Origin of the sequence: Vagococcus fluvialis (assembly GCF_003337315.1) — a bacterium.
GTDB classification, from domain to species: Bacteria; Bacillota; Bacilli; order Lactobacillales; family Vagococcaceae; genus Vagococcus; species Vagococcus fluvialis.
The window spans coordinates 64,394-91,277 of the sequence record NZ_QPJV01000008.1 but is presented as its reverse complement, the minus strand read 5'-3'; the positions used below and the strand labels follow the sequence as shown (position 1 = coordinate 91,277).

Annotated in this window: 28 protein-coding genes; 14 read left to right on the top strand and 14 right to left on the bottom strand. The window is 32.2% G+C overall.

Annotation, left to right across the window (positions count from 1 at the left end; all coding sequences use genetic code 11):
• Positions 1–25: 25 nt before the first annotated feature.
• The 3 genes from DFR54_RS09115 to DFR54_RS09105 all read right to left on the bottom strand — a co-directional run bounded on the left by DFR54_RS09115 (position 26) and on the right by DFR54_RS09105 (position 2,263).
• A complete protein-coding gene (locus DFR54_RS09115; protein ID WP_114289947.1) occupies positions 26–940 on the bottom strand; it encodes a hypothetical protein in 915 nt (304 codons plus the stop codon).
• Between the two features lie 109 nt (positions 941–1,049).
• Positions 1,050–1,469, bottom strand: a complete 420-nt coding sequence (locus tag DFR54_RS09110; protein ID WP_170126948.1) for a GNAT family N-acetyltransferase — start codon at positions 1,467–1,469, stop codon at positions 1,050–1,052.
• 104 nt (positions 1,470–1,573) lie between these two features.
• The gene (locus DFR54_RS09105) at positions 1,574–2,263 is read right to left on the bottom strand and encodes an AAA family ATPase (protein WP_114289945.1); all 690 of its coding nucleotides are present in this window, start codon (positions 2,261–2,263) and stop codon (positions 1,574–1,576) included.
• A 38-nt stretch (positions 2,264–2,301) separates the two neighbouring features.
• Here DFR54_RS09105 and DFR54_RS09100 point away from each other — a divergent pair, with 38 nt between their 5' ends.
• Entirely contained in the window at positions 2,302–3,195 is an 894-nt protein-coding gene (locus DFR54_RS09100) for a LysR family transcriptional regulator (RefSeq protein ID WP_114289944.1), read from the top strand.
• 110 nt (positions 3,196–3,305) lie between these two features.
• On the opposite strand, the gene DFR54_RS09095 is transcribed toward DFR54_RS09100, so the two are convergent.
• From DFR54_RS09095 to DFR54_RS09080, 4 genes are all read right to left on the bottom strand, one after another.
• Positions 3,306–4,862, bottom strand: coding sequence for an acyl CoA:acetate/3-ketoacid CoA transferase (locus DFR54_RS09095; RefSeq protein WP_114289943.1), 1,557 nt, complete (start codon positions 4,860–4,862; stop codon positions 3,306–3,308).
• Between the two features lie 21 nt (positions 4,863–4,883).
• Positions 4,884–6,077 (bottom strand): enoyl-ACP reductase FabV, encoded by a 1,194-nt coding sequence (gene fabV / locus DFR54_RS09090; protein WP_114289942.1) that lies wholly within the window; start codon positions 6,075–6,077, stop codon positions 4,884–4,886.
• A 1-nt stretch (position 6,078) separates the two neighbouring features.
• Positions 6,079–6,522, bottom strand: a complete 444-nt coding sequence (locus tag DFR54_RS09085; RefSeq protein ID WP_206172103.1) for a MaoC family dehydratase — start codon at positions 6,520–6,522, stop codon at positions 6,079–6,081.
• A 192-nt stretch (positions 6,523–6,714) separates the two neighbouring features.
• Positions 6,715–7,641, bottom strand: a complete 927-nt coding sequence (locus DFR54_RS09080) for a LysR family transcriptional regulator (protein ID WP_114289941.1) — start codon at positions 7,639–7,641, stop codon at positions 6,715–6,717.
• Positions 7,642–7,883: 242 nt separating this feature from the next.
• Between DFR54_RS09080 and DFR54_RS09075 the strand changes: the two genes are divergently transcribed.
• From DFR54_RS09075 to DFR54_RS09055, 5 genes are all read left to right on the top strand, one after another.
• A complete protein-coding gene (locus DFR54_RS09075; RefSeq protein WP_114289940.1) occupies positions 7,884–9,074 on the top strand; it encodes an acetyl-CoA C-acetyltransferase in 1,191 nt (396 codons plus the stop codon).
• A 24-nt stretch (positions 9,075–9,098) separates the two neighbouring features.
• Positions 9,099–9,752 (top strand): CoA transferase subunit A, encoded by a 654-nt coding sequence (locus DFR54_RS09070; RefSeq protein ID WP_114289939.1) that lies wholly within the window; start codon positions 9,099–9,101, stop codon positions 9,750–9,752.
• A gap of 2 nt (positions 9,753–9,754) precedes the next feature.
• Positions 9,755–10,414 carry a 3-oxoacid CoA-transferase subunit B gene (locus DFR54_RS09065; protein WP_114289938.1) on the top strand — a complete coding sequence of 220 codons (660 nt, stop codon included), beginning with the start codon at positions 9,755–9,757 and terminating at the stop codon, positions 10,412–10,414.
• 22 nt (positions 10,415–10,436) lie between these two features.
• Positions 10,437–11,216: a 3-hydroxybutyrate dehydrogenase gene (locus DFR54_RS09060; RefSeq protein WP_086341149.1), complete on the top strand. Its 780-nt coding sequence runs from the start codon at positions 10,437–10,439 to the stop codon at positions 11,214–11,216.
• A gap of 110 nt (positions 11,217–11,326) precedes the next feature.
• A complete protein-coding gene (locus DFR54_RS09055) occupies positions 11,327–12,658 on the top strand; it encodes a GntP family permease (protein WP_114289937.1) in 1,332 nt (443 codons plus the stop codon).
• A gap of 52 nt (positions 12,659–12,710) precedes the next feature.
• On the opposite strand, the gene adhE is transcribed toward DFR54_RS09055, so the two are convergent.
• A complete protein-coding gene (gene adhE / locus DFR54_RS09050; protein WP_114289936.1) occupies positions 12,711–15,296 on the bottom strand; it encodes a bifunctional acetaldehyde-CoA/alcohol dehydrogenase in 2,586 nt (861 codons plus the stop codon).
• A 242-nt stretch (positions 15,297–15,538) separates the two neighbouring features.
• Here adhE and DFR54_RS09045 point away from each other — a divergent pair, with 242 nt between their 5' ends.
• The 4 genes from DFR54_RS09045 to DFR54_RS09025 all read left to right on the top strand — a co-directional run bounded on the left by DFR54_RS09045 (position 15,539) and on the right by DFR54_RS09025 (position 19,304).
• Complete coding sequence (locus DFR54_RS09045) at positions 15,539–16,312, top strand: AraC family transcriptional regulator (RefSeq protein ID WP_114289935.1); 774 nt, start codon at positions 15,539–15,541, stop codon at positions 16,310–16,312.
• A gap of 343 nt (positions 16,313–16,655) precedes the next feature.
• Positions 16,656–17,096, top strand: a complete 441-nt coding sequence (locus tag DFR54_RS09035) for an NUDIX hydrolase (RefSeq protein ID WP_114289933.1) — start codon at positions 16,656–16,658, stop codon at positions 17,094–17,096.
• Between the two features lie 10 nt (positions 17,097–17,106).
• Positions 17,107–18,387: a S41 family peptidase gene (locus tag DFR54_RS09030; RefSeq protein WP_170126947.1), complete on the top strand. Its 1,281-nt coding sequence runs from the start codon at positions 17,107–17,109 to the stop codon at positions 18,385–18,387.
• Between the two features lie 65 nt (positions 18,388–18,452).
• Entirely contained in the window at positions 18,453–19,304 is an 852-nt protein-coding gene (locus DFR54_RS09025) for a DUF368 domain-containing protein (protein ID WP_114289931.1), read from the top strand.
• Between the two features lie 44 nt (positions 19,305–19,348).
• On the opposite strand, the gene DFR54_RS09020 is transcribed toward DFR54_RS09025, so the two are convergent.
• From DFR54_RS09020 to DFR54_RS09010, 3 genes are all read right to left on the bottom strand, one after another.
• Entirely contained in the window at positions 19,349–19,939 is a 591-nt protein-coding gene (locus DFR54_RS09020) for a type 1 glutamine amidotransferase family protein (RefSeq protein ID WP_114289930.1), read from the bottom strand.
• A 105-nt stretch (positions 19,940–20,044) separates the two neighbouring features.
• Positions 20,045–20,506 carry a Dps family protein gene (locus tag DFR54_RS09015; protein ID WP_114289929.1) on the bottom strand — a complete coding sequence of 154 codons (462 nt, stop codon included), beginning with the start codon at positions 20,504–20,506 and terminating at the stop codon, positions 20,045–20,047.
• A gap of 59 nt (positions 20,507–20,565) precedes the next feature.
• Positions 20,566–21,099: an HdeD family acid-resistance protein gene (locus DFR54_RS09010; RefSeq protein WP_242542836.1), complete on the bottom strand. Its 534-nt coding sequence runs from the start codon at positions 21,097–21,099 to the stop codon at positions 20,566–20,568.
• Between the two features lie 481 nt (positions 21,100–21,580).
• Between DFR54_RS09010 and DFR54_RS09005 the strand changes: the two genes are divergently transcribed.
• Genes DFR54_RS09005 through DFR54_RS08995 form a run of 3 tightly spaced genes read left to right on the top strand, consistent with a single transcriptional unit; the run spans position 21,581 to position 23,330 of the window.
• Positions 21,581–21,949: a MerR family transcriptional regulator gene (locus DFR54_RS09005; RefSeq protein ID WP_114289928.1), complete on the top strand. Its 369-nt coding sequence runs from the start codon at positions 21,581–21,583 to the stop codon at positions 21,947–21,949.
• On the top strand, positions 21,950–22,813 hold the full coding sequence (gene aac(6'), locus DFR54_RS09000; protein WP_114289927.1) for an aminoglycoside 6'-N-acetyltransferase: 864 nt from the start codon (positions 21,950–21,952) through the stop codon (positions 22,811–22,813).
• 16 nt (positions 22,814–22,829) lie between these two features.
• Entirely contained in the window at positions 22,830–23,330 is a 501-nt protein-coding gene (locus tag DFR54_RS08995) for a nucleotidyltransferase (RefSeq protein ID WP_114289926.1), read from the top strand.
• An 85-nt stretch (positions 23,331–23,415) separates the two neighbouring features.
• On the opposite strand, the gene groL is transcribed toward DFR54_RS08995, so the two are convergent.
• A complete protein-coding gene (groL, locus tag DFR54_RS08990; protein WP_114289925.1) occupies positions 23,416–25,041 on the bottom strand; it encodes a chaperonin GroEL in 1,626 nt (541 codons plus the stop codon).
• A 23-nt stretch (positions 25,042–25,064) separates the two neighbouring features.
• Positions 25,065–25,349, bottom strand: a complete 285-nt coding sequence (groES, locus tag DFR54_RS08985) for a co-chaperone GroES (protein WP_086341162.1) — start codon at positions 25,347–25,349, stop codon at positions 25,065–25,067.
• 172 nt (positions 25,350–25,521) lie between these two features.
• Between groES and DFR54_RS08980 the strand changes: the two genes are divergently transcribed.
• Entirely contained in the window at positions 25,522–26,166 is a 645-nt protein-coding gene (locus DFR54_RS08980) for a CPBP family intramembrane glutamic endopeptidase (protein ID WP_114289924.1), read from the top strand.
• Between the two features lie 43 nt (positions 26,167–26,209).
• On the opposite strand, the gene DFR54_RS08975 is transcribed toward DFR54_RS08980, so the two are convergent.
• On the bottom strand, positions 26,210–26,854 hold the full coding sequence (locus tag DFR54_RS08975; RefSeq protein ID WP_086341164.1) for a redox-sensing transcriptional repressor Rex: 645 nt from the start codon (positions 26,852–26,854) through the stop codon (positions 26,210–26,212).
• Positions 26,855–26,884: the final 30 nt, after the last annotated feature.

Here is a 26,884-nt window from a genome sequence, read left to right as displayed (position 1 = left end):
TACTCCAAAACGAGTAACTATCCTTTTATTTTTTCATATTTTCTTGCATATCACTTTGTAAATCAATGATTTTTGCCATTAATTCTTGTTGTTCGACTAAGATTTTTGTTAGCTGATCAGTTGTTGTTACTTCTGTTGGTATCATTTCTGTTTTAAGAACTTGTTCTTGTTGTTTTCTTTCAATTTTTTCTGCTTTTTTCTTAATTTTAAATTCTTTAAATGATTTTAAAATTAAACGGTATTCAAATAATTGAGAAATTAAAAGAGTCGCAAACCCACTACACATTAATAAGAAATAATGGAATTTAAATTGACTTAATTGATTTAAGTAATGATTAATCACATCAGGAATTTGAGCGATTTCTTTTACATTAGAAATTAACTGTTTAACGTGATCAATCACCATGGATACATCTCTTGGTAAATAACCTAATGAAAATTGATAATTAAAAATAAAATCTTTCCACTTCTCACTAAGGAGTTGCAATTGTTTAGGTGTTACTCGGTTAAGTGATGTTGAAATAGTATTATAAGTATCTAGAGAAGTTGTTCCTAACACGTAAGCATAGTAAAAGCTACCAACTAATAAAATTAGAAGTCCTAAAACAAGTAGAAAATCAAATTTTCTAAGCTGTTCAATATAGTGAACTCGCCACAATTTACAAAGAAAATGAATGATTAAAATAATGAAAAGTAGAATTTCAATAATTAAAAAGCAACCAGTCAGAATAGCTCCATTTATTCCTCTACTTACCAACTCATCAAGGGTATTATCACTAGTAATAAGAGCAATTATATTTGGAATGGAGAAAGATAGCTGAGTTTGGAAAAGCCCCAGTAAGATTCTTTTTTGAAAATACATCAATATAAAGTAAATAATTGTAAAAATAAAAACAGAGTGGTAAACACTTTGACGTGTTAGATTTTTACGAAATGACATAACAACCCCTCCTAATAACTTAAATAATAATAATTTTACCATGTAATGCCTAAAACACATCTTTTTTTAAATTAAAAAACCTCACATTTTTAATGCGAGGTTATCAGTGTTAAATACTTTTTTTGTTGTCAGTAAAGCCTAAGTTATTCCATAAAGGTTGATCTGAAATAGCTTTATTTAACTCAAGAGAAATAATATTTGTTTCTTGAGCCGTTTTTTCTAGTGCTTGGTAAAGTGTCTCAGCAAGTAAGCTATCAGTCACTTCTTCACTAATAAAGAATTGGTGAATATAAGCACCTTGTTTAGTTGGGTAATCCTCGATTAAGTCGATGACACCGATTAAATTTGATTCATCAAAAATACCATATAAATATTTTTCATCAGTTGTTAAATTCTCAGGTATAAAATTTAAAAGAGTTTCTGTTTCAAGTGTAGAGCCATCTAAAAGTTTTGTTAACTGTTCAGTGTGCTCACCTTTTAATAATTTAATATGAATCGTTGGAAACTTAGGGTGTGTAAAATCTTTCATGTATGAAAACTCCTTCTCTTTGTATGTGCTCATGAGATACTTATAGGATACCTTAAAACTACTAAAAAAAATAGTCTAAATCGGCTAAAACTAAGGAAGTTTCACTAGTTTCCTTGAAAAGCTAGTTTTTCAATTTCATGAAATTCATTAACACTAATTTTAATCGTGGCATTTTCTTTATAGGGTTCGATGTAATTAAAAAAGGTTTTTAAGTTAACATCAGACCAAATCGTTTCAATAACTTCTGAAGCTTCATCAACACTTAGGTGTGCATATTCTTTTTTATATTTTAGATTTTCTAAAGAACGCCCTTTAAACCATTTATAATTTGTTTCTAAATCAACCTCTAAAAAAATAGATAAATCAATATATTCTTCGAATAAAGGTGTTAAAACCATAGTCCCTTCAAGAATTAAAACAGTAGGCTTTTTAATTAAATAATTGGTTTGATTCATATCACCAATTTGTTGATTGTATTTTCCGTTTAAAACTGCTTTTTCATTTTGATTTAAGTCATTAAAAAAGTTGGTGATTTTATTAAAATCATAAGACTCTAACCAACCCTTTTTATTGAAAAGGTTATGATGGATTAAGTAGTCATTGGTATATAAAAAATCATCTGTTGAGATCGTTTCAATTTGATCAAAAAGAAAGGTTTTTTGTAATTCTTTTTTTAGGTAAGAAGCAAAGGTTGACTTGCCTGAAGCCACATTTCCTGTTACACCAATAATTAAGAAGTCATGATTTAACTTTATATTTGGTAAATAATTAGCTACAATGTCTTTGAGATACATTTTTATCTGTCCTTATTATAAATTTAGTGGAGGTTATTATGGATATTAAGCACTTGGAGTACTTTACCACAATTGTTGAAAACAATTTTAATTTATCACAATCTGCCAAAATATTACTAATTTCTCAACCAGGTTTGACTAAATTCATTAAAGAATTTGAAGAAAAAGAAGAGGTTGAGCTTTTTGTTCGTTCCAAAGGTCGATTAGTGGATTTAACGCCAATCGGTAAGGAATTCTATGATAACGCTTTAACTGTTTTAAATCAATATAATCATTTGATGACTGATTTAAGAATTAATAAAACTGCTGTCAAAGGAACTATTAAAGTAGGGATTCCACCAGTTATTTTAACTGTTTTATTTAAAAAAGCAATTCCTCATTTTATTATGGAAAATCCAACTATTCAATTAGAAATAGTAGAAGCAGGAGCTTACGAACTTCAAAAAATGCTACTACTTCAAGAAATTGATATTGCTTTTTTAATTGATCCGATTACCACTCAAAATATTAGAAGTACCACTATTGTTGATAATCAAGTAGTAGCGATTTTTAATAAAGACCACAAATTTGCATTGAGTGATGAACCTGTGACTTATAAAGATCTTGGCCGTGAGCGACTTATTTTATTAAACAGCTCTTTTATGATTCATCATCAAATTAAGAAAAATTTCCAAGTGGCAGGTGTGACCCCGAATATCTTTTTTGAATCAGGGGCTTGGGATTTACTAGCTAGTATGTGTGAGTCTCTTGATATTGTCACTATATTACCAGCACCAATTGTTCTGCACTACACACAAAATACGCTTTTATGTCGCTCGATTGATCCCTTTTTTAGTTGGTCAGTAAATGTTTGCCGTTTAGAAAATATTCAACACAATCAGTTAGCAGACTATGTAGAAGATTTTTTTGTTAGTTTCTTTAAAAATGAATAAAGCAAAAGGGAGTGTGACTTATTTTTGTCACACTCCTTTAATTTCGCCGAAGCGGAAATCCATCTATTATAAATTTTGTTTCGTAGAAAGCTTGTAAGGATTAATGGGAATTAATACTTGAGAGCCATTTTATCTTCATTGAAAATAGAAGTGTCCATTAGTTTTAAATCATCTGAAATTAAGGGTTTGAATGCCATGTGATCTAAGATGTCATTTTTAATGTCAATGCCAGGAGCGATTTCGATTAATTCAACACCGTCTTTAACTAATTTGAAAACAGCTCTTTCAGTAACGTAGTAAACATTTTGTTTATTATTAATAGCTGTTTTACCACTGAATGTAATTTGTTCAACTGACTCAACAAATTTAGATTTTTTACCTTCTTGAGTGATATGTAATTCGTGATTGGAGATCTCTGTTTTTAAACCGCCTGCTGTGAAAGTACCACAAAAAACAACATTTTTCGTATTTTGAGTAATATTAATAAACCCACCAGCACCAGCAATCTTAGGTCCAAATTTAGACACATTAATATTGCCATCTTTATCGCACTCAGCTAAGCCTAAAAAGGCAATATCTATTCCGCCACCGTCATAAAAATCAAACATATAAGACTGGTCAATGATTGATTCAGGAGAAATAGCAGCACCAAAATCAAGACCGCCAACAGGCACACCGCCAAAACTACCTGGTTCAATAGTTGTTGTAAAACGGTCACTTGAGCCTTCCTCTTTTAAAACTGCTGAGATAACTTCGGGAACACCGATCCCAAAATTAACAATTTTAGCATCAGCAGGGATTAATTGAGCCGATCTTCTAGCGATAATTTTACGGTCATTAAGGGGAACTGCTTGGGAATTTTCTGATTTTATCACATTTGATTGAATAAAGTCAGAGTTAAATTGTGTGTTAAAGGTCTGCATATGTTTAGTTTCATCCTCCACTTCAACCACATAATCCACTAACAAACTAGGGATTTTGACAAGTTTAGGATCAAGGGAGCCAGAACGGACACATTTTTTAACTTGAACAATAACAATTCCGCCAGCATTTTTAACTGCCATAGCTAAGGAAGTAGCTTCAAGAGTTAGGGGTTCTTCGTCAAAGGCAATATTTCCACGCTCATCAGAATAAGTTCCTTTTAAAATAGCTACATTTGGTTTTAGTAGGGAGTAAGCAAGGTAGTCTTCACCGTCAAAAGTCATTTTTGTTACTAAATCTTCTGTGGTGATATCGTTTAGCTTACCTCCTGAAATATCTGGGTCAACAAAAGTACCAAGGCCAACTTTTGTAATTAAGAAAGGCTTTTTAGCAGCAATATCACGAAACATTTGAGAGATAACGCCTTGTGGAAAATTATAGGCTTCAATTTTATTTTCAGAAACTAAAGGTTGTAATTTTGGTGCAAGCCCCCAGTGTCCACCAACAGCTCTTTTAATTAACCCTTCTTGGGCATAGTGGTTTAAACCTCTAGATGCGCCGTCTCCAATTCCTGCTGCATAAAGTAAAGTTAAGTTTTTAGGATGTTGATGTTGTTTGTAATGATTTTCAACAGCTTCATGAATTTCTTCTGCTACACCTGTTCCAATAAATCCTTCAACAGCTAAAGTGTCACCGTCATTAATTAATTCTGGAACATCTACTGCTTTAATAAATTTAACTGACATAATCCTAATTCTCCTTTTTATTTAAGGTTTCATTTTTTGTAAATCTTCAAAGTTCACTTCATCTATCGTATTACCATCAACTTCAAATCCATTAATATTCAGAAATTCTTTTCTGAAAAGGTTGTAAGCTGTTAAATCTGATTTAAAGTTTTCAGGAGTTAATTGTTCCATTAATGCACTTACTTCTTGTTGAACTTCTTCATTTAGTTCCCAACTATCTGGACGTAAGCGACCTTTGTCATCGAATTCGCGTTCTTCACCGTAAAACATAGTTCTAAAAATACGATCTTTATGCATAATTGGTGTTTCGTGAGTTCCTTTTTCAAGCATTACTTTATATAAGCAGATTAAATATTTAGGTAAAATCGGAATAACGACACTGGCTTTAGTTGTTACAGCTTTAGAAACACAAATTAAACTTTCTCCATTTAGCTCTTTAAGTGATTCATTAATGCGATTTGATGATTCTTCAGCTTGTTTTTTAGCGACACCAAGTGAACCTTCATGATAAAAGGCATGAGTTGCTTTTGGTCCAATATATGAATATAAAGTTGTTTTAAATCCTTCAGCAAGCAAACCTTCTTCTTTAAGAAGTTCAACCCACCATTCCCAATCTTCGCCGCCCATAACTTTAACAGTGCCTTCGATTTCTTCTTCTGTAGCAGGTTCAACTACTTGAGTGAATAATTCTTCTTTTTCAAGATTAATATTTTCACCAGTCACAGTTTTTTCGATTGGTTTTAGAGCTGAAGTATAAGTGATACCTGTCTTATAGTCTGTTCTTTTTGGAGCAGCTAAGCTATAAACAAGTAAATCAATCTTGCCACCAAATTCCTCTTTAATATAGTTAATGACAGCTTCTTTCATTTCTAAGCTATAAGCATCTCCAATGAAATTTTTAGCAATCAATCCTTCTTTTTCAGCAAACTCTCTGAAGAAAATATTGTTATACCACCCAGCAGTACCTAACATTGTTTTATCTTTTGGTCCTCTTTCAAAAGAAACGCCAATGGTATCTGCGTGAGCACCAAAAGCTGCCGTAATGCGGCTTGCTAATCCGTAGCTAGATGAGCTACCTAAAACTAAAACTTTTTTAGGTCCTTCATAACTACCTTGTTCTTTGACATAGTTAATTTGATTTAATACTTCTTGTTTACATCCGTATGGGTTTACAGATCTTGCTGCGTTGTTTTTTAATTTCATTTCTAATTTCATTTTATTTATCTCCTTTAGGTGGTATAACTGTTGCAATACCTTCGATTAATACTTTTCCATCTTGATTAACAACTGTAGTTTTTAGTTCAGCTATAATAAATTTTTTCTTATCGATTAGATTGATTACTTCAACTTTTGCCACAATGACATCATCAAAGAAAATAGGGTTCATAAATTTTAAATCTTGTCCTAAGTAAATAGTTCCAGGTCCAGGTAAATCCATACCTAAAACCGCTGATATTAGACCAGCTCCTAACATACCGTGAGCGATTTTTGTTTTAAAGAGACTGTCTTTAGCATATTCTTCATCTGTGTGAGCCGGATTCATATCACCAGTTGTACGAGCAAACATGTCTACATCTTCTTCAGAAATACGTTTTGATTTCTCCGCTACTTGTCCAATCTTAATTGTTTCTTGAGTAATGCAAGGATACGTTTTTTTCAAAATTTCCACTCCTATAAAATTATTTGTTAAAAAGTGAGCATGATAACGAAAAAAGAATTAGATATAACAGTTACGTATAGTTTTTCGCGTTGCTCCTTTCGACAACTCGAATATAATACCTTTTAACTGATATATCTAATACTCTTTTTTTATATAGGCTATAACTTAAAAATATACAGTAGCTCATTCACTTCAACTTATTTGAGAATCTATGTGTTGTTTTTCACGAGAAGCTTCTATCATAGAATCATTTATATAGGATTCTATTTTATTATAATTTTCTTTTTTTAATCTTGCTAAAACAACTTTCCAAATAATAGGTTGTTCCAATTTGATACATTTAACGTCCTTTAAATTATATGAGTCATTTGTTGGATTTGGCAAAATAGTCATAATATCGTGATTAATTTTAGTGGCATTTAACATAAAATCCCATGAACCTGACGTTAAAATAATATTTGGATGGATTTGGTGTCTTTCAAAAGCGTCCATCAGTAAATGATTAATCATAAAACTAGAATCAAAGATAGCCAGTTTTTGATGGTTTAAATCTTTCCAACTTAGTATTTTTTTCTTAGCAAGAGGGTGTTTAGGAGACAAAAAGACAGCTAATTCAGAGCGTTGAATCTCATAGGTTTCAATCAAGTTATCTGCTAATCCTGTTGGAGAAAGTAGGGCAGCAATGTCAACATTACCTAGTAGTAAGTCATTTTTTAATTGATAAGCTCCTGACTCTTTAATATTAAATTTTATATTAGGATTGTCTAAAATCATTTTTGGCATAATGGTTGAAAAAACTAAAGATAAAACTAAAGGTGGAATTCCAATATTAATGGTTCCTTTCAAATCTTCTATATGCTCATTGTGGAGATTGGTGAACATTTTGTTATAAAGGTCTAAAACTTCGCAGGCATCTTTATAATAATTTTCCCCTAAATAAGTGAGTCCTGAAATACGCCCTCTTTTTCTTTTAAAGAGAATGACATCCTCTTTTCGCTCGAATTCATTGATCATCATACTTAAGGTTGGTTGAGAAACATAGAGTAATTCAGCGGCACGACTGAGGTTGAAATTGTTGTCAACAATCGTCATAAAATATCGTAGCTGTTTAATGTCCATAATCAGGCACATCCCTTTTCATAGTCTATAATTATAAGTAATAGAATCAATAACTATTATGTATACTTATAGTTATTTTATTTTACACAACCATTAAACCTTATAATACAAAGGTTTTCAAGTATAAGTATAAATTTTTTTTATACTTATCTAAATTTTATATATTTCAACTTTTAAAATATTCTTGTTACCTTGTAAGTGTAGAAAGCGTTTTAAATAACAGAGAGGATTGAATTGTTACGATGAATAAAAACATTGTTATTGTTGAAGCTTTAAGAACACCAATTGGAGCATTTGGAGGAGCATTTAAAGATGTTTCAGCTGTTGATTTAGGAACAACAGTTATGAAGAAAATTTTAGAAACGACTAAAGTTAAACCAGAATTAGTAGATGAAGTGATTTTAGGAAATGTTTTACATGCTGGTTTAGGTCAAAATGTTGCAAGACAAATTGCCATTCAATCAGGTATTCCACAAGAAAAAACGGCTTTTACTTTAGACATGGTTTGTGGTTCAGGACTTAAAGCGATTGAATTAGCAGCTCAAAGTATTTTATTAGGAGATGCTGAAATTGTCATTGCTGGTGGTGTTGAAAATATGTCACAAGCAGCATACGTCTTACCAAATCACCGTTTTGGACAACGCTTAGGTAATGGAAAAGTTGTAGACACATTAGTAAATGATGGTTTAACAGATGCTTTTAATAATTACCATATGGGAATTACAGCTGAAAATATTGCTAAAAAATACAATATAACTCGTAAAGAGCAAGATGAATTCGCTCAGGCTAGCCAAGAAAAAGCTGCTAAAGCATTAGAAACTAAACGTTTTGCAGATGAGATTGTTCCTGTATCAATCCCACAACGCAAGAAAGATCCAATCATTATGGATACAGATGAATATCCAAAAGTTAACTCGACATTTGAAACATTACAAAAATTAAGACCAGCCTTTATTCCAAATGAAGGAACTGTTACAGCAGGTAATGCTTCTGGGATTAATGACGGAGCAGCAATGGTTATGTTAATGACTGAAGAAAAAGCTAAAGAATTAGGTTTAACTATTTTAGTTTCAATTACTAGTTACGCAAGTGCTGGTGTTGCACCAGAATTAATGGGAACTGGACCAATTCCAGCTTCTAGAAAAGCTTTAGAAAAAGCAAACTTGACTGTGGCTGATTTAGATTTAATTGAATCAAACGAAGCTTTTGCAGCTCAATCAATTGCGGTATTAAAAGACTTAGAATTAAACCCTGAAATTGTAAACGTTAATGGTGGTGCCATTGCTTTAGGGCATCCAATTGGAGCAAGTGGGGCGAGAATTTTTGTTACATTAATTCATGAAATGAAAAAACGTGGTTCAAAACAAGGTTTAGCAACATTATGTATTGGTGGCGGACAAGGAACAGCAGTCATCGTTAAAAATGAACAGTAATTTGTAGGAAAGTAGGAACAAGCAATGAATAAGATTATTTCTTTAGATCAAGCAGTCGATCTGATTAAAGATGGCGATACTGTTATGGTCGGAGGATTCATGGCAAATGGAACACCAGAGAGAATAGTAGATGCTTTAGTTGCAAAAGGAACAAAAAATTTAACTCTAATTTGTAACGACGCAGGACTACCTGACAAAGGTGTAGGAAAAATGGTTATGACAAAACAATTTTCAAAAATTATTGCTTCTCATATAGGGTTAAACCGAGAAGCTGGACGTCAAATGAACGAAGGTGAAACTATTGTAGAATTGATTCCTCAAGGAACTTTAGTTGAGCAAATAAGAGCTGGAGGATTTGGTTTAGGTGGCTTTTTAACACCAACAGGAATTGGTACTCTAGTTGCAGAAGGTAAAGAACTATTCACTGTTGACGGGAAAGACTATTTACTAGAAAAACCAATAAAAGCAGATGCGGCATTAATATTTGCTAATAAAGTTGATGAAGGTGGGAATCTTCAATACATTGGTTCAGAAAACAACTTCAATCAAGTGATGGCTGCAAATGCAACAACAACTATTGTTGAAGCTCGTGAAATTGTTAAATCAGGGGATTTAGATCCTAACTTTGTACATACTCCTGGTATCTTTGTTGATTATATTGTGGAGGGAGGGGAATAATTATGGCAACTGGACAAAAAGAATTATCAAAAGAAGAAGTTCAAGCACGAATTGCAAAACGTGTGGCTCAAGAATTAGAAAACAATACCTTAGTTAACTTAGGTATTGGACTTCCAACACAAGTAGCTAACTATATTCCAGAGGATGTAACAATTACTCTACAATCTGAAAATGGATTTGTTGGTTTAACAGCAGCCTCAGAAGGTAATATTGATCCAACAATAGTTAACGCTGGGGGACAACCTGTAGGAATTGAAACAGGAGGAGCGTTCTTTGATAGCTCAACATCATTTGGGATTATCAGAGGAGGACACGTTGCGGCTACTGTTTTAGGAGCACTTCAAGTCGATCAACATGGAAGTATTGCTAACTACTTAATACCTGGAAAAATGGTTCCTGGTATGGGTGGAGCTATGGATTTATTAGTTGGAGCTAAAAAAGTAATTGTTGCAATGGAGCACACAAATAAAGGAAAACACAAAATTTTAAATGAGTGTTCATTGCCATTGACAGCTAAAAATGTTATTAGTTTAGTAGTTACTGAGATGGGTGTTTTTGAATACCAAGAAGAAGGATTATGTGCGATTGAGATACATCCAGATTATACCTTTGAAGAAGTTCAAGCAGCAACAGAAGCAACCTTAATTAATAAAACAAAATAAAAAATATATGGGGGATTTTAAAATGACATTTTCAAAAGAAGTAGTTTTCGTAACAGGAGCAGCAAGTGGTATTGGTAAACAAATCGGTGAAACTTTCTTAAAAGAAGGAAAAGCAGTAGCCTTTTCAGATATTAATAAAGAAAAATTAGATGAAGTTGTAGCTGGTTACACTAAAGAAGGTTACGAAGCATTTGGTGTTGTTTGTGATGTAACAAGTGAAGAAGCTATCAACTCTGCAATTGATTCAGTTGTTGAAAAATACGGTCGTATTGATATTTTAGTTAATAACGCTGGTTTACAACATGTATCAATGATTGAAGATTTCCCAACTGAAAAATTTGAGTTTATGTTAAAAGTCATGTTAGTAGCACCATTTATTGCTATTAAACGTGCCTTCCCAACAATGAAAGCTCAAAAACATGGACGTGTTATTAACATGGCTTCAATTAATGGTGTGATTGGTTTTGCTGGTAAATCAGCTTATAACTCAGCTAAACATGGTTTAATTGGTTTAACAAAAGTTGCTGCTTTAGAAGCTGCAGACTCAGGTATCACTGTTAATGCTGTTTGTCCTGGTTATGTTGATACACCTTTAGTAAGAGGTCAATTTGACGACTTATCAAAAACTCGTAATATTCCACTAGAAAACGTATTGGAAGAAGTATTATACCCATTAGTACCTCAAAAACGTTTAATCGATGTTCAAGAAATTGCAGACTACGTATCATTCTTAGCTAGTGATAAAGCTAAAGGAATTACTGGTCAAGCTTGTCTATTAGATGGTGGATATACAGCTCAATAAGAAAGAGATTTGAATAAATAAGGGACATAGGAATAATTGCTTAATATTCTCATTTGAATAACTGGTAATAAACTTGTGTCCTTTGTTTTTCAATTAAGGGGAAAATGATTATGGAAATTATCGGCTCAATTGGTGTTTTACTTGGTGTTGTAGCGATTATTTATTTTTCGTTAAAAGAAATTAATATTATTATCGCAGCACCGCTTGCAACTGCAATTGTTATTTTATTTAACCAAATGGACCCAGTGACTTCTTTATTAGGAAAAGAAGCTAATCAATACATGGGTGCCTTATCGACTTATATTTTAAATTATTTTGCTATTTTCTTATTAGGTTCAATCTTAGCTAAACTAATGGAGATGAGTGGGGCAACGACTTCAATAGCAGATTATATTTTGAAAAAAGTAGGTTATGATAGCCCTTATAAAGTATTAGTTGCGATTTTTGCAGTAAGTGCGATTTTAACTTACGGTGGTATTAGCTTATTTGTTGTTATGTTTGCGGTACTTCCTTTAGCACGTAGCTTATTCAAAAAAATGGATCTATCATGGAACTTAATTCAAGTGCCACTTTGGTTAGGGATTGCAACCTTTACTATGACTATTTTACCAGGAACACCTGCAATCCAAAATGTTATTCCAATTCAATATTTGAATACCTCTCTAACAGCAGCAGCTATTCCTAGTATTTTAGGTTCAATTGGTTGTGTGGCTTTTGGTTTGTTTTATATGAAACGTTGTTTAGATAAAAGTATTGCTAAAGGCGAAACTTATTCAACTTATGTTACAGTGACAGAAGAAGTTATTGAAGAAAAAGAATTACCAAACTTTTTACCAAGTATTTCTCCATTGTTACTACTTATTGTATTAGCTTTATCAGGTAGTATTTTTGGAGGTGATTTCTTGAAGAAAAACATTATCTATATTGCTTTACTAGCAGCGATTATTTTAGCGGTTATTTTATTTAGAGGATTTATTCCTGAAAAAATTAAAGCCTTTAATCTAGGTGCATCAGGCTCGATTGCACCAATCTTTGCTACAGCTTCTGCTGTTGCTTTTGGAGCAGTTGTTATGGTTGCACCAGGATTTAAATTCTTCTCTGATTTAATTTTAAATATTCCAGGAAATCCATTAATTAGTTTAACTGTTTTAACGTCATCAATGTCAGCTATTACAGGTTCATCATCAGGAGCGTTAGGAATTGTTATGCCAAACTTTGCTCAATTCTATCTTGATAAAGGTGTAGATCCTGAAATGATTCATAGAGTAGCAGCAGTTGCTTCGAATATTTTAACAATTGTTCCGCAAAGTGGTGTCTTCTTAACGTTCTTAGCTTTAACAGGATTAAATCATAAGAATGCTTTCAAACAAACATTTATCACTGTATCAGTAGGAACTTTAATTGCAGAAGTAATCATTATTGTGACAGGTTTAATGTTTTAAAAATAAAAGAATGGGCTGTGACATAAGTATGTCACAGCCCATTCTTTTTTGGTTACACTCCTGTATACGCATCAATGATAATTTGTTTTAATTCACTGATTAGTGGTTCTTTTGGATTAGCTGTTGTACATTGGTCTTCATAAGCTAACTCTGCCATACGGTCAACTGTATTATTAAGAACTTCTTGAGTTACACCTTGAGCTTTCAGGCTCATATCAATACCAACATCTTTACCAAGTTTAATAATTTCAGTTACTAAACTATCCACTAATTCTTCTGTCGTATTTCCTTTAAAACCTAAATCTTTTGCGATTTGAGCATAATCTTCATGGGCTCTAAAGTAATCGTATTTAGGGAAGATAGCATGTTTTTGTGGGTCTTTCGCATTATATCTAATGATATGCGGTAATAGAATCGCATTTGTACGGCCATGTGGAATGTTGTACTCACCACCGATTTTATGAGCAACTGAGTGACAAATTCCTAGGAAAGCATTAGCAAAAGCCATACCAGCAATAGCTGATGCGTTATGCATTTTTTCGCGAGCAATAGGATCTTGGTTGTTTACTGAATTTCTTAGGTTAGCAAAAACTAATTTAATAGCCTCCATACTTAAGCCTCTTGTATAATCACTTGCCATAACTGAGACATATGATTCTAGAGCGTGAGTTAAAACATCCATTCCAGTATCAGCAGAAATTGATTTAGGTACTGATAAAACAAATTGTGGGTCAATAATCGCAACATCAGGTGTTAAAGCATAGTCTGCTAGTGGATACTTCACATGTGTTTCACTATCTGTAATAACTGCAAATGGTGTCACTTCAGCACCAGTACCAGAAGTTGTTGGTACACAAACTAAGCGAGATTTTTCAGCTTTAGGGAATTTGTAAATTCGTTTTCTAATGTCTAAGAATTTTTGTTTAGCCCCGAAGAATTCAGTTTCTGGATGTTCGTAGAATAACCACATTCCTTTAGCCGCATCAATTGCAGAACCACCACCTAAAGCGATAATCGTATCAGGTTTAAAGTTAACAATTTGTTCAGTTCCTTTATAAACCGTATTTGTTGAAGGGTTAGGTTCAACTTCTGAGAAGATTTCAAAATGAACTTTGTTGTTACGTTTTCTAAGTTCTTCAATAATTAAATCAGCATAACCAAGTTGTACCATACCAGGGTCGCAAACGATAAAGGCTCTTTCAATATCTTCCATCACTTGTAAGTATTGGATTGAATTCTTTTCAAAGAAGATTCTATTTGGTAATCTAAACCACTGCATATTAGTTCTCCTTTTTGCTAATGTTTTGTAGTTTAATAAATTAACTGTTGTTACGTTTTGAGAAATTGAGTTTTTACCGTATGAACCACAACCAAGAGTTAATGACGGAATCATTTCGTTATAGATATCCCCAATACCACCTTGAGAAGTTGGTGTATTAACTAAGATACGACAAGCTTTCATTTTTAAAGCATAAGCAATTTGTAAGTCTTCATCTTCTGTATGGATACATGCTGTATGACCAAGACCTGTTTCAAGCATTTGTTCAGCTAGTTTAAAGGCTTCTGCATGAGAATTCGATTTAACCATAGCAAGTACAGGAGATAATTTTTCAAGAGATAGGGGATGTTCTTTTCCAGTACCAGCAAGTTCGACAATAATCATTTTTGTTCCGGCTGGCACTTTAAGTCCCGCTTTTTCAGCGATTTCAGTAGCAGGTTTTCCAACGACTTCAGGATTGACTGCTGTTTTACTTTCATTCATCACATAGTTTTCGATTAAATCTTTTTCTTTACCTGAACAGATATAAACTTGATGAGCCTGGAATTCTTTTTTAACTTCATCATAAATTTCTTTATCAACGATGATGCCTTGTTCAGAGGCACAAATCATTCCATTATCAAAAGTTTTAGAGACAATTAAGTCATTAACAGCTCGTTTGATTTTTGCTGTTTTTTCAATATAAGCAGGTGTGTTTCCTGGTCCTACCCCAATCGCTGGCTTCCCAGTTGAGTAGGCAGCTTTCACCATGCCTGAACCACCAGTTGCTAAAACAGAGGCAATTCCCTCATGATTCATTAAAGAACTAGTTGCTTCAAGAGAAGGCTCTTCTACCCACTGAATACAATCAACAGGAGCGCCAGCTTTAATCGCTGCATCACGTACTACACGAGCTGCTTCAGCAGAAGATTTTTGTGCTGCCGGGTGAAAAGCGAAGATGATTGGGTTACGAGTTTTTAAAGCAATCATCGCTTTAAAAATAGTTGTTGATGTTGGATTAGTTGTAGGAGTTACTCCGCAAAGTACTCCAATTGGAGCTGCAATTTCTACAATACCAGTTTGTTTATCTTCGTTAATTACGCCAACTGTTTTATTATGTTTAATATTATTCCAAATACTTTCTGAGGCAAACATATTTTTTATCGCTTTGTCTTCATAAACACCACGACCTGTTTCCTCAACAGCTAGCTTAGCTAATGGCATATGTTGGTCAATAGCCGCTAAACTAATTTCATAAACAATTTTATCAACTTGTTCTTGGTTAAGCGTTTCCATTTTTTCTAAGGCGACGTGAGCTTTTTGGATCAGTTGATCAATCACATCTTGGACGACTTCTTTTTTAGCATTTTCTTTACTCATTATAATCCTCCTAAATAATATTTTGATTGTGTTGTTCATTTCTTATTACACATTAACAGTATCATTTTTCACAAAATAAGAGTTAGGACTTTTTTTGACTATATTTGGATAAAATTAAGGTTTTGCTTAATAAATAAGGTTAAAGGAGTATGATTTATGCTATAATAAACGTATGTAAATTACATGTTATTAGGTCTGTTTCTTTAGTTTGTGAAGTTTGAAGCGAAGAAAGTAGGGGTACTATGTGTCATGTATTAAAGATCACGCAGGATGTGGAGTTAAATGGAACTCTAGATAGATTATTTTTAAGGTATTTTGTTAATGTCATTCAACTTCCTGATGCTATTAATTACAAGGAAGCAATTGCGGTTGGGAAAAACCATGAACCTGAAATATTGCTAATTGATTTAAACTTAAATGACGACAATCCTTATGCCATTATTAAAGAATTAAAAGCTATGCATCCCAATCTAAGATGTATATTCTTTGATGAGAAGGAAAGTTTTCAGAATATTCAACAAGTTATGCGAATGGGTGCTATTGATTATTTAGTCAAACCTCTTAAGGAAGAGGAAGCTTTAACGAGTATTCATCGTGCCATTATTTCTTTAAATCAAGTTTCTTTACTAGAGCACCGAGTAGGAAAAGATAGTCAAACGAATAATGAAACGATTTTACCGATGATTGAATATATTCATAACCATTTCCATACAGAGATGAACCTAGATGACTTAGCTAACTTTATGCACTTAAATAAAGCTTATCTGTGTCAGTTGTTTAAAAAAGAAGTAGGGATGACTTATGTTGCTTATTTGACTCAGTACAGAGTAGAACAGGCAAAGAAAAGACTTCGAGAAACATCACTTTCTTTAGGTGAAATAAGTGAAGAAGTCGGCTATACTGACCCAGCATATTTTAGTCGAATCTTTAAAAAACAAACGAGTATTAGTCCAAATCAGTATCGCCAAACCTATAAAGGTGATTATATTGCGACAACTTTTTATGCTAAAGTTTAATTTATTGAGATGAATTGTTAAATCAATTTATCTCTTTTTTAGTTATATGATAAACTTAAGGGATATTAGATTGAAAGGAGAGAAGTTTTTAATATGAGACTATATAAAGAATATTTAGCTACAAGACAGCTTAGAGAAGGGTTTATGACATGGATTTTAATCCGTAAAATGAAATTTCGCCATCAATGTGTGGTTATATTATTATTATTAGTTGTTTGGCTAATAGCTGCTCCTTATTTAGTTTTTTGGGTAAACTTTTTTAAAGGAGCACTTCTTTTAAGCTTACTAATTCTCTCATTTCATATCGGTAAAAAAATATTATTGTCCTTAAGGAGGTATAGACATGACAGATATAAGAGTTGAATTAGGCTTGTCGAAGTTTGATGTGAGAGCCTGTGGTTTATTAAGACATCAAGGTGATTTACTTGTTTCAACAGAAGTAGATGGCACTCAAACATTAAGTGGTGGAGCTATTAAAATTGGTGAAACATCTGAAGAAGCAGTGATTAGAGAATTTAAAGAAGAAACGAATTTAGATGTTGAAGTTAATCGTTTAGTGGCTATAGTTGAGAATTTTTTTACGTATGAAAATAAACCTTATCAGCAGATTATTTTTGTCTATGAATTGACTTTAAAAGAGCCTAGTCAGAAAATAAAATGCTTGGAAAAAGTAAACGTTCATTGGGAAAAAGAAAATGAGGTAAATAACTTAAAACCAGTTGTTTTAAATGAAATAGTTCAGTTAAAAGATAATCAGTTAAAACATTTTGTGAATAAGGATTGAGGTAATGCTGATGAAAGAGGTAGAAAATCAAATTTCAGATATTTTAAAAATCAATCATTATGTATTAAATTTATTTCCTTATTGGGAAGATGAGTTACTAAAAGAATGGGATAAGGAAATAACTAATTTAGTCTTAAAAGTGAGTGGAAACATAGATTTAAATAATTTTTACAAGAAATTAATGAAGTTGAGCAGCTTATTAAATGACGGACATACATTAGTTTATCTGCCAGAGAAAATAAAAGAAACATTCACCTATTTTCCTTTTAAATTGGCTATTATTGAAGATAACTTAGTTATTGTTGAATGTGAGGATAAGTATCAAGAGTATTTATTTAAGCCAATTAAGAAGTTGAATAATTTTAGTGATACAGAGTTCAGGGACCTTTGTATAACATATGGCTGGAGATCTAATAGAGAGTTCTCTATTAATTTACTACAAAGTGAAACTTCTTTTTTAATCGAGGAGGACATATTAGATCTTGAGTTTATTGATAATTCAAAAAATGAATTCAAATTAATAGATAAAAAGTATGAGGGAAAGTCAACTTATATTAAGCAATTACCTAAAGAAGCTAAAATATTACATGACTCTGAGGAAATATTAATAGCTAAAATAAATAAAAAAATACTTGTCAAAATTAATCATTTTATGACAGAAGAAGTAGTAACTAATTTTTATAAATATGCAAAAGACTATTTAAAAGCAGAAGAAATTATATTTGATCTTAGAAATAATCTAGGTGGTAATTCTGGTTTTGCAGATGCGATTTATCAAGGATTTATTGATGAAGCTATCGAAATGGAAAAAGCGTATCACCAAGTAATAAATAGTGAAAGAGTGGCTTCTGCTACAATGAATTTATATAACATAAAGGATGACACAGCTAAAAAAGAATATAAAGAATTCTATGAAGTTTTAAAACATCAATACTTAGAAGTAACTATTGAAAAAAGCAACTTTAAACAGTATCAAGGACTTTTAAAACTAGTGAAAGTTAAAATATTACAAAATCGAATGACATATTCCTCAGCAGAAAATTTCATTATTAATTTTGATAGTAATAAAAGAGCACTTTTGATTGGAGAAAACACAGCAGGCTCAACAGGACAACCTGCTTGGATTAAGCTTAAAACTGGTGGTATGTTTATGATAACGGCTAAAAGGGTGGAGTACCCGAATGGGAAGATACATCATAATATTGGTATAAAGCCAGATGTATTTATACAAGAAAAATTGGAAGATAAAATAAATAATGTTGATTCAGTGTTGAATTTTGCTCTGTCATAAATAATTGATTAAACTGAGTATATTTTTTGCGTTTTTAAAATAATATCAGTTATTATAAAGTTTGAATGAATTTTAAGGAGACGATTATGAACAAAACAAACAACAAAGATTGGTTATTACGATTTATTAAGGGAATGTTTATTGGTTCAGGATTTATCTTACCAGGAGTTAGTGGTGGAGTGCTAGCAGCGATTTTTGGGATTTATGAACGAATTATTTCCTTTTTAGCTCATATTACAAAAAACTTTAAAGAGAATGTGCTTTATTTTTTACCTATTGGTTTAGGTGGTGTGACAGGAGTCTTTTTACTTTCTTTTGGAGTTAGTTTTTTACTTGGAAAATATGAAACGATTATTTTGTGGTTTTTTGTTGGTTGTATTGTTGGTACACTGCCTTCTTTATGGAAAGAAGCAGGGAAAAAGGGTCGGAACGATGTAGACAAGGTGATTATGGGAGTAACCTTTATTTTATCTTTTATTTTTTTAGTTTATGGAGAATCTTTATTTAATGGTCAAGTTGTTCAAAATACTTGGACTTGGATGATTGCTGGTGGATTAATTGGTTTAGGACTTATTGTACCAGGATTAAGTCCATCAAATTTTTTAGTTTATATGGGCATGTATAAAGCCATGTCTGATGGTATTAAAACGATTGATTTCAGCGTTATTTTACCACTTAGTGTGGGTGCGATTATTATTGTTTTAGGACTATCAAAAGTCATGGATTATATTTTTGGCATTGCCTATTCAAAATTATTTCATTTTATATTAGGTGTTGTTTTTTCTTCAACGCTTATGATTATTCCAAAAGATTATACTGATTTTGGAATCCTTCAATATGGTATGTGTTTTGTTATGCTCGTTTTAGGAGCACTTTTAGGTTCATGGATGAGTCAGTTGGAAGAAAAATATAAATAAAAAAATCTCTATTTTAGCTTAAAAACTAAAATAGAGATTTTTTATTAATGAAACGGATTTCCAAATTTTTCTACGTAATCATAGTAACCAAGACGTTGTAATCCGATTTCTCTGTGACGAACTTTTTCTGTTTCGAAGTTTAATTTTTCAAGTAAAGCTTCTGTGAAATCAATAGCCGCTGTCCCGTTAGCTGTAACTAAGTTTTTATCACTAACACATTGAACTTCTAAAAAGTTTTCAAGAGTTGTATATTTTTCATATTCTTGCCAGAAAAACAGAGCATTTCCAGTATGTTTGTAAGGTGTTAACAAACCATTTTTAGCTAGATAATCCACAGCTCCACAAATAGCACCAACGATCAAATTGCTATTTAAAAAGGTTGTTACTTTTTCTAATAAGGTATCATTAGAAATTTGCCAATTATTGCCACCAATTAAAATGAAAGTATCTATTTTTTCTGATAATTCATCAATTAAATAATCTACAGTCGTCTTGAACCCTCCAATTGAAGTTACTTGTTTTTCAATAGATGCTGTCTTAACTTCCCATTCTTTGCTCGTGTTTAAAATACTTGAAAGGTAAGCTCCTTCCCAATCTGCATACTCATTTACTAAAAATAAAATTGCTGTTTTCATCTCGTACACTCCTTCTATTGTACTTAATTATATCACAAAAAAGAACGTATGTTCTAGATAAGAAATAATAAAACCTGACTAAATTTAATTAGTCAGGTTAATAAATCAAAGGTTAGGAGCTTTGTTTAGCTCTGCTTGAAGCATCCAAATGTTTTTCTCAACAGCACCTTTAAATTCAATAAGCATATCTTCAGTTACTTGGTCATCTTCACTACCAGCAGTTTTAATACCAGTTGAATAAAGATCTCGTAGATAACGGAAACCTGTTACTAAATTTTCAAGATGTTCTGCCATAGTTTTGTCAAAAGTTCCCGTTGTATCTGGAATTTTTGTGTTTTCACTAAACTCTTTTAAGGTTGAAAAAGGCGCACCACCGATTGTAATTAAGCGCTCAGCAACCTCATCAAGTTGGCCATCTATTTCTTCCATATACTCGTCCATTCTAGGATGTAAGGTTAAAAATCCTGGCCCACGCATGTACCAATGTGTTTGATGAATAACTGTTGAAAATTGGACTAAATCTGCCACTAATTGATTCAATACTGCTTTTGTTTGCTCTTGATTCATTGTATCCTCTCCTTTATTGAATGTTGTTCTTATTTTAGTATAACACATTTGAAAAAATTTTAAAAAGATCTCACAATATAAAGAATTCCGGCAATTAAAAAGTAAGTTCCTACTAGCCAAGAAATACTTAAGGCAGCAATAAGTGGCTCAGATAATAAAATAAAGCCAAGAATAATACTAAGTGCACTAGAAATAATCATTAACCAGAAATAACTTTTTGAAATATCTCGGTAGATACTAGCAAGTAGCAACTCACCAACAGATTCAATAATAAACCAAATAGAAAAAACAAAGGGTAAGGCAACAATGCTGCTAGTCATATTAAATAATAAGAAAATACCGATGATAATGTTAATGACACCAAGAAAAACTAAGCGTTTAGACTGATAATAAGTAAAGTGTTTTAATTGACTGTGACCAATTAGTTGTATGATACCTTTAACAATAGCCGAAAATGCAAAAACTATTACAATTGCTGCTAAATTTGTAATTGGCGTTCTGAAAGAGAAAAGGGCGACCCCAGTCATTAAAATACCGATGATAAATGAACTCCAATCAAACTTCTTTTCGTGATAAGCTGACATATCTTTCATTCCTTTCTTATTCCTTATCTTAATTTTAACACTCATATTTTGAAAAAACTAATGATAACTGGAATAAGTTACTAATTAATAGATATTAAATTAGACCTTAGTTTAATGAATGACATTATTTAGGTAAATCATGAAGATGGAAAATATTAATCGAATCATAACATGAGAAATGGTAATGCTGTTTAAAATATAATAACCGTTTAAAAGTGCTGAAATAAAAAGAAGTAAGATGCCGATGTACAAAAGATGATAATCAAATACATAAAATAATAAAGTCAGGCAACCGATTATATTACAGGAGAAAACTAGAGGGTGTTGATGAACCGAAATTAATTTGATAGCAGCAGCAAACATGAGTAGTGCGTAAGTTATAGACAAAATGAATAGTAGAATTTTCATAAAATAAATCACTCCTTCTTTGGTATACTAGTATTAAATCATGTGTTGTATACCACACGGCAAGTAGATAGGAGAATAATATATGGATATGGGACAATTTGTTACTGAGCAAGATACTACAAAAGAAACAGTTAGATATTACATAGATGAAAAATTATTATCTCCTGAAAAGGTTAATAAAAAATATTGTTTTACAGAATTAGAGGAATGTGATTTTAAAAATATCAGACAATTAAGAGATATGGGATTATCGATTAAAGTGATAAAACTAATTAAAGAAAATAAAGAACATTGTGGGACAAGGAAACAATGGGAAGCTAATGTTGATTTGATTGATACTGAGTTAATTAGAGTTGAATCTGAGATTGAAAGATTAAATCAAGAAAAGATAGCGCTTAAACAAGTGAATAAACAGTTGAAAGAGCTACTTTATAGAGAGGAAGCTAACTAGATGAAAATGACGATTTATGAGATAGGTGAGATTGAAGATGAGGACATAATTATTGGGATGATTGTTTCAACATATCAAAATAAAAATGTATATGTTAGGCATAAAGATAGAAAGACTTATGAAATCCCTGGTGGTCATAGAGAGAATAACGAAACCATTGAAGAATGCGCTAAAAGAGAATTAATGGAAGAAACAGGAGCAACAAAATTTACGATTGAACCCTTATTTATTTTAGGAATTGAAAAAGAGGGGATTGAGGATTACGGGCAAGTATTTTTAGCTGATATTAAAGAATTTTCAAATCAACTAGAACATGAAATGGAAGAGGTTATCTTTTTGGAAGGAGAACCTGAATCTTACACTTATCCATCTATTCAAGAAATTATAAGTGAAGAAATCCGAAAAAGGGCAAAGAAACAAGAAAATATGATTCAGGAATTCCAATTAAATCATTTAGCTGATTTAATAAAATTAGCCCAAAATGTTTATTTAAATAGTTCTTATGAAGAATTAGAAACAGAATTTAAAGAGTTATATAATAACAGTCAGTCAATGATTTATCTTTCTCTAGATAATCAAGAAGTTGTGGGATTTGCACAATTTGAAATTCGAAATGATTATGTTGAGGGAGTGAAAAATAGTCCTTGTGGTTATTTAGAAGGCGTTTTTGTTGAGTGCCCTTATCGTAGAAAAGGAATTGCTAAGGCATTAGTTATAAAAGGGGAAGAGTGGGCTAAAAGTAAAAATTGCGAGGAATTTGCTAGTGACTGCGAGTTAGAGAATGTAGAAAGTTATTTACTTCATCAACAGATTGGATTTAGAGAAGTCAGTCGTAATATTCATTTTGTTAAGGAAATAGGTTGAAAATGAGGTTATTAACATGAATAATAAATTAAATGAATTTTTAAAAATAACGAAGAAATTAAATCAAAAAGGAATAACTCCTTTACTTATGGGATCATTAGGGCTTGAATTTGTTACTCAAAAAAATTGGGATTCAAGAGATATTGATATACATGTACCAGGTGATTCAAGAGGTTGGGAAGCTCCAGATGATGAAAGAATTGATGATTGGGAAACTGTCTTACAAGTAATGAAAGAGATGGATTATAACTTAATAGATTTACATGAACATGAATTTTCGAAAAATAATATCTCTGTGGAATTTGGTGTGATTGATACTTTACCTAGTTTTGCAGGTGTTTCTTTAGATGAATTAGAAGTAAATAAATTAGAAGGAACAAAATTTTTAACGCCGTCTATAGAAGCATATCTTAAAATTTATATAGCTTCGAGTAAAGATAGTTATAGAGCAGATAACAATAATCATAAGGATTTAGAGAAGGTAGAATATTTGATAAAACAATTAAGAGCACAGTAAGAAAAATAGACTTACATCAAAAAACCACATGAGAACAAAAATCTCATGTGGTTTCTTTTATATCAATATAAGTCTTTTAAAGAAATTACATCATACCGCCCATCATTGATGGGTCCATTCCTGGCATCATAGGTGCATCATTACTTGGTTTGTCAGCAATAACACCTTCTGTTGTTAATAATAAAGCAGAAACGCTTGCTGCATTTTGTAGAGCAGAACGAGTTACTTTAGTTGGATCAACAATACCAGCATCAATCATGTTTACCCACTCATCGGTTTTCGCGTTGTAACCAACTCCTGGTTGAGCTTGTTTTAATTTATCAACAATAACAGAGCCTTCTAAACCAGCGTTTTCAGCAATTTGACGAACAGGTTCTTCTAAAGCGCGTAAAACAATTTTCACACCAGTAGCTTCGTCACCAGTAGCATCAATTTCAGCAAATTTTGGTAAGACGTTAACAAATGCAGTACCACCACCAGGGACAATACCTTCCTCAACAGCAGCACGTGTAGCGTTAAGTGCATCTTCAATACGTAATTTTAATTCTTTAAGCTCAGTTTCTGTAGCAGCTCCCACTTTAACCACGGCAACTCCGCCAGCTAATTTAGCTAAACGTTCCTGTAGTTTTTCACGATCAAAATCAGAAGTTGTTTCAGCAATTTGAGAACGGATTAATGAAACACGGTTTTCGATAGCTTCTTTATTTCCGCCACCTTCAACAATAACAGTGTTATCTTTATCAATAACAACTTTACTTGCAGTACCTAAAGCTTCAATTGTTGTGTCTTTTAAGTCTAAACCTAAATCTTCAGTAATCACTGTAGCGCCAGTTAACGTAGCAATGTCTTGTAACATTTCTTTACGACGATCACCAAAGCCTGGAGCTTTAACAGCAGCAACATTAAATGTTCCGCGGATTTTGTTTAAGACTAATGTAGGTAAAGCTTCTCCATCAACATCGTCAGCAATAATTAATAATGGTTTACCTTCTTGTAAAATTTGTTCTAATAAAGGTAAAATGTCTTGGATGTTTGAGATTTTTTTATCTGTAATTAAAAGGTAAGGATTGTCTAAGACAGCTTCCATTTTATCGTTGTCAGTTACCATGTATTGAGATAAGTAACCACGATCAAATTGCATACCTTCTACAACATCTAATTCAGTTTCAATTCCTTTAGATTCTTCAATAGTGATAACACCGTCGTTACCAACTTTGTCCATAGCCTCAGAAATTAATTCACCGATTGTGTCACTACCAGATGAAACAGCAGCAACTTGAGCAATCGCTTCTTTAGAATCTACTTGTTTAGATAAAGCGTGTAATTCTTCAACAGCTTTTTTAGTTGCTAATTCAATCCCGCGACGAATACCGATTGGATTTGCACCAGCAGTAACATTTTTAAGTCCTTCACGAACGATTGCTTGTGTTAAAACAGTAGCAGTAGTTGTACCATCACCAGCGATATCGTTTGTTTTTGAAGCAACTTCAGCTACTAATTGAGCTCCCATATTTTCAAAACGGTCTTCTAATTCAACTTCTTTAGCAATAGTCACACCATCATTAGTAATTAGTGGTGAACCAAATGATTTGTCTAAAACAACGTTACGTCCTTTAGGTCCTAATGTTACTTTAACAATATCAGCTAATGTATCAACACCACGCATCATAGAACTACGTGCGTCTTCAGAAAATTTAATATCTTTAGTCATAATTCTTTCACCTCATAGATTTTTTATTGAACAATTGCGATAATATCTTTTTCGTGCACGATTAGGTAATCTTTACCATCGTATTTAACTTCTTGTCCTGCGTACTTCTCAAACATAACTGTTTGGCCAACTTCAACTTCTAGAGAAATTCTTTCTCCATTTGGTAAGAAACGACCTTCTCCAACAGCAATAATTGATCCTGTTTGAGATTTTTCTTTTGAAGCAGACGTTAGCAAGAAGCTTCCTGCAGTTTGTTCTACTTCCTCTTGAACTTCAATAATGACACGATCTCCTAATGGTTTTAACAATTGATATCCCTCCATAAAATAAAGAATAAAGTTAATTGTTAGCACTCTTTGTTATTGAGTGCTAACCTACTTCATCATCATACCTATTTTTTTTCTCTTTTGCAAGAATTATGCTAATGAAATCTTTTTTCTATGTTATCATAAAAGAGACAAATTTATCAGGAGGTATGATATGTCAATTAATAAAAATACTTTGTGGACAGTTTTTGCTTATGCATGTGTGTTAATGAGTCCAGCATTCTTTTCAAAATTACCATTTATTCCTAATACTATGTTAGCTAATTTAACAGCTGTGATGTATATTTTAGGTGCTATTATTTTGACTGCTATTAATGTAAAAACCAATAAGTCAAATACATTATCAGAAAAAAAAGATGATTATGGTCTGATTATTAGCTTAGGGTTGATTGCTATTGTTGGAAGTTTTTTTCTACAAATGATTGTTGTAGGAATAGAAGTTTTTGTTTTCAAAATGCCGATGGAATCTGAAAATACGCAAAATATTGCAGCGATTATTAGAAATTCACCTTTTTTCATGCTTGCTGTCATGATTGGCGGCCCAATCATGGAAGAATTTGTTTTTCGGTTTAGTATTATTAATTTCTTAAATCAAAAATTAAATATTTGGGTATCAGCTATTATTAGTTCGTTTCTTTTTGCAGCTATTCACAATGACGGTCACTATTTAAGATACGGAAGTCTAGGGTTTTTATTCTTTTTAGTTTATAAGAAAACCGGCTCGCTTTTAACAGCTATTATTGCTCATGCAGGAATGAACTCTTTTGTTGTCATTCTGCAATTAGTATTTATTAAATAAAAAAACTAGTGTGTTAAGTTTTGATACTTAGCACACTAGTTTTTTATTCGTTATCGTCTTCTTTGTAATGAGATAAGAAGTAGATTAATGTTTGCATTTCATTTGTTAAGTCAACGTTTTGAATTTGAACGTGTTTTGGAACATTTAATCGAACAGGAGTAAAGTTCATAATACCTTTAATACCTGCTTCTACTAAGCGGTCTGCATTTTCTTGAGCAAATTCATTTGGTACAGTTAAAATAGCAACTTCGATATGTTGTTCTTTGATTTGTTTAACTAATTCGTCAGAAGAATAAACAGGTACACCATCAATAATGCGTCCTACAATATCTTCTTTGACATCAAAAGCAGCGCTAATGCGAATGCTATCACTTTGGTGGAAGCGGTAGTTTACTAAAGCGCGTCCCATGTTACCAACACCGATTAAGGCAACGTTTGTTAATTCGTCTTCATTTAATGTTTTAGCAAAGAAATTCATTAAGCTTTCCACATCATACCCGTAACCTCTTTTACCTAATTCTCCAAAATATGAGAAGTCACGACGGATAGTAGCACTATCAACTTTCACAGCTTCACTTAGTTCTGTAGAAGAGACTTTTTTCTTTCCTGAGTCAAATAGGAATTTTAAATAGCGGTAGTATAATGGTAGGCGTTTTGCAGTAGCCTTTGGAATGTTAGTTTCTTTCATTTTATTTCCCTCACTTATATATAAATAATG

Bases quoted from the DNA above. Each gene is read 5' to 3' on its own strand.
- DFR54_RS09045 (WP_114289935.1), top strand. From the start codon at position 15,539: ATGTGTCATGTATTAAAGATCACGCAGGATGTGGAGTTAAATGGAACT.
- adhE (WP_114289936.1), bottom strand. From the start codon at position 15,296: ATGAGTAAAGAAAATGCTAAAAAAGAAGTCGTCCAAGATGTGATTGAT.
- DFR54_RS09070 (WP_114289939.1), top strand. From the start codon at position 9,099: ATGAATAAGATTATTTCTTTAGATCAAGCAGTCGATCTGATTAAAGAT.
- DFR54_RS09095 (WP_114289943.1), bottom strand. From the start codon at position 4,862: ATGTCAGTTAAATTTATTAAAGCAGTAGATGTTCCAGAATTAATTAAT.
- DFR54_RS09015 (WP_114289929.1), bottom strand. From the start codon at position 20,506: ATGAATCAAGAGCAAACAAAAGCAGTATTGAATCAATTAGTGGCAGAT.
- groL (WP_114289925.1), bottom strand. From the start codon at position 25,041: ATGACTAAAGATATTAAATTTTCTGAAGACGCACGTAGTTCTATGATG.
- DFR54_RS09010 (WP_242542836.1), bottom strand. From the start codon at position 21,099: ATGAAAGATATGTCAGCTTATCACGAAAAGAAGTTTGATTGGAGTTCA.
- DFR54_RS09115 (WP_114289947.1), bottom strand. From the start codon at position 940: ATGTCATTTCGTAAAAATCTAACACGTCAAAGTGTTTACCACTCTGTT.
- DFR54_RS09080 (WP_114289941.1), bottom strand. From the start codon at position 7,641: ATGGACATTAAACAGCTACGATATTTTATGACGATTGTTGACAACAAT.
- DFR54_RS09020 (WP_114289930.1), bottom strand. From the start codon at position 19,939: ATGAAAACAGCAATTTTATTTTTAGTAAATGAGTATGCAGATTGGGAA.
- DFR54_RS09065 (WP_114289938.1), top strand. From the start codon at position 9,755: ATGGCAACTGGACAAAAAGAATTATCAAAAGAAGAAGTTCAAGCACGA.
- DFR54_RS09060 (WP_086341149.1), top strand. From the start codon at position 10,437: ATGACATTTTCAAAAGAAGTAGTTTTCGTAACAGGAGCAGCAAGTGGT.
- DFR54_RS08980 (WP_114289924.1), top strand. From the start codon at position 25,522: ATGTCAATTAATAAAAATACTTTGTGGACAGTTTTTGCTTATGCATGT.
- DFR54_RS08975 (WP_086341164.1), bottom strand. From the start codon at position 26,854: ATGAAAGAAACTAACATTCCAAAGGCTACTGCAAAACGCCTACCATTA.
- DFR54_RS09030 (WP_170126947.1), top strand. From the start codon at position 17,107: ATGAAAGAGGTAGAAAATCAAATTTCAGATATTTTAAAAATCAATCAT.
- DFR54_RS09100 (WP_114289944.1), top strand. From the start codon at position 2,302: ATGGATATTAAGCACTTGGAGTACTTTACCACAATTGTTGAAAACAAT.
- DFR54_RS09005 (WP_114289928.1), top strand. From the start codon at position 21,581: ATGGATATGGGACAATTTGTTACTGAGCAAGATACTACAAAAGAAACA.
- DFR54_RS09075 (WP_114289940.1), top strand. From the start codon at position 7,884: ATGAATAAAAACATTGTTATTGTTGAAGCTTTAAGAACACCAATTGGA.
- DFR54_RS09110 (WP_170126948.1), bottom strand. From the start codon at position 1,469: ATGAAAGATTTTACACACCCTAAGTTTCCAACGATTCATATTAAATTA.
- DFR54_RS09105 (WP_114289945.1), bottom strand. From the start codon at position 2,263: ATGTATCTCAAAGACATTGTAGCTAATTATTTACCAAATATAAAGTTA.
- DFR54_RS09025 (WP_114289931.1), top strand. From the start codon at position 18,453: ATGAATTTTAAGGAGACGATTATGAACAAAACAAACAACAAAGATTGG.
- DFR54_RS08995 (WP_114289926.1), top strand. From the start codon at position 22,830: ATGAATAATAAATTAAATGAATTTTTAAAAATAACGAAGAAATTAAAT.
- DFR54_RS09035 (WP_114289933.1), top strand. From the start codon at position 16,656: ATGACAGATATAAGAGTTGAATTAGGCTTGTCGAAGTTTGATGTGAGA.
- DFR54_RS09055 (WP_114289937.1), top strand. From the start codon at position 11,327: ATGGAAATTATCGGCTCAATTGGTGTTTTACTTGGTGTTGTAGCGATT.
- fabV (WP_114289942.1), bottom strand. From the start codon at position 6,077: ATGAAATTAGAAATGAAATTAAAAAACAACGCAGCAAGATCTGTAAAC.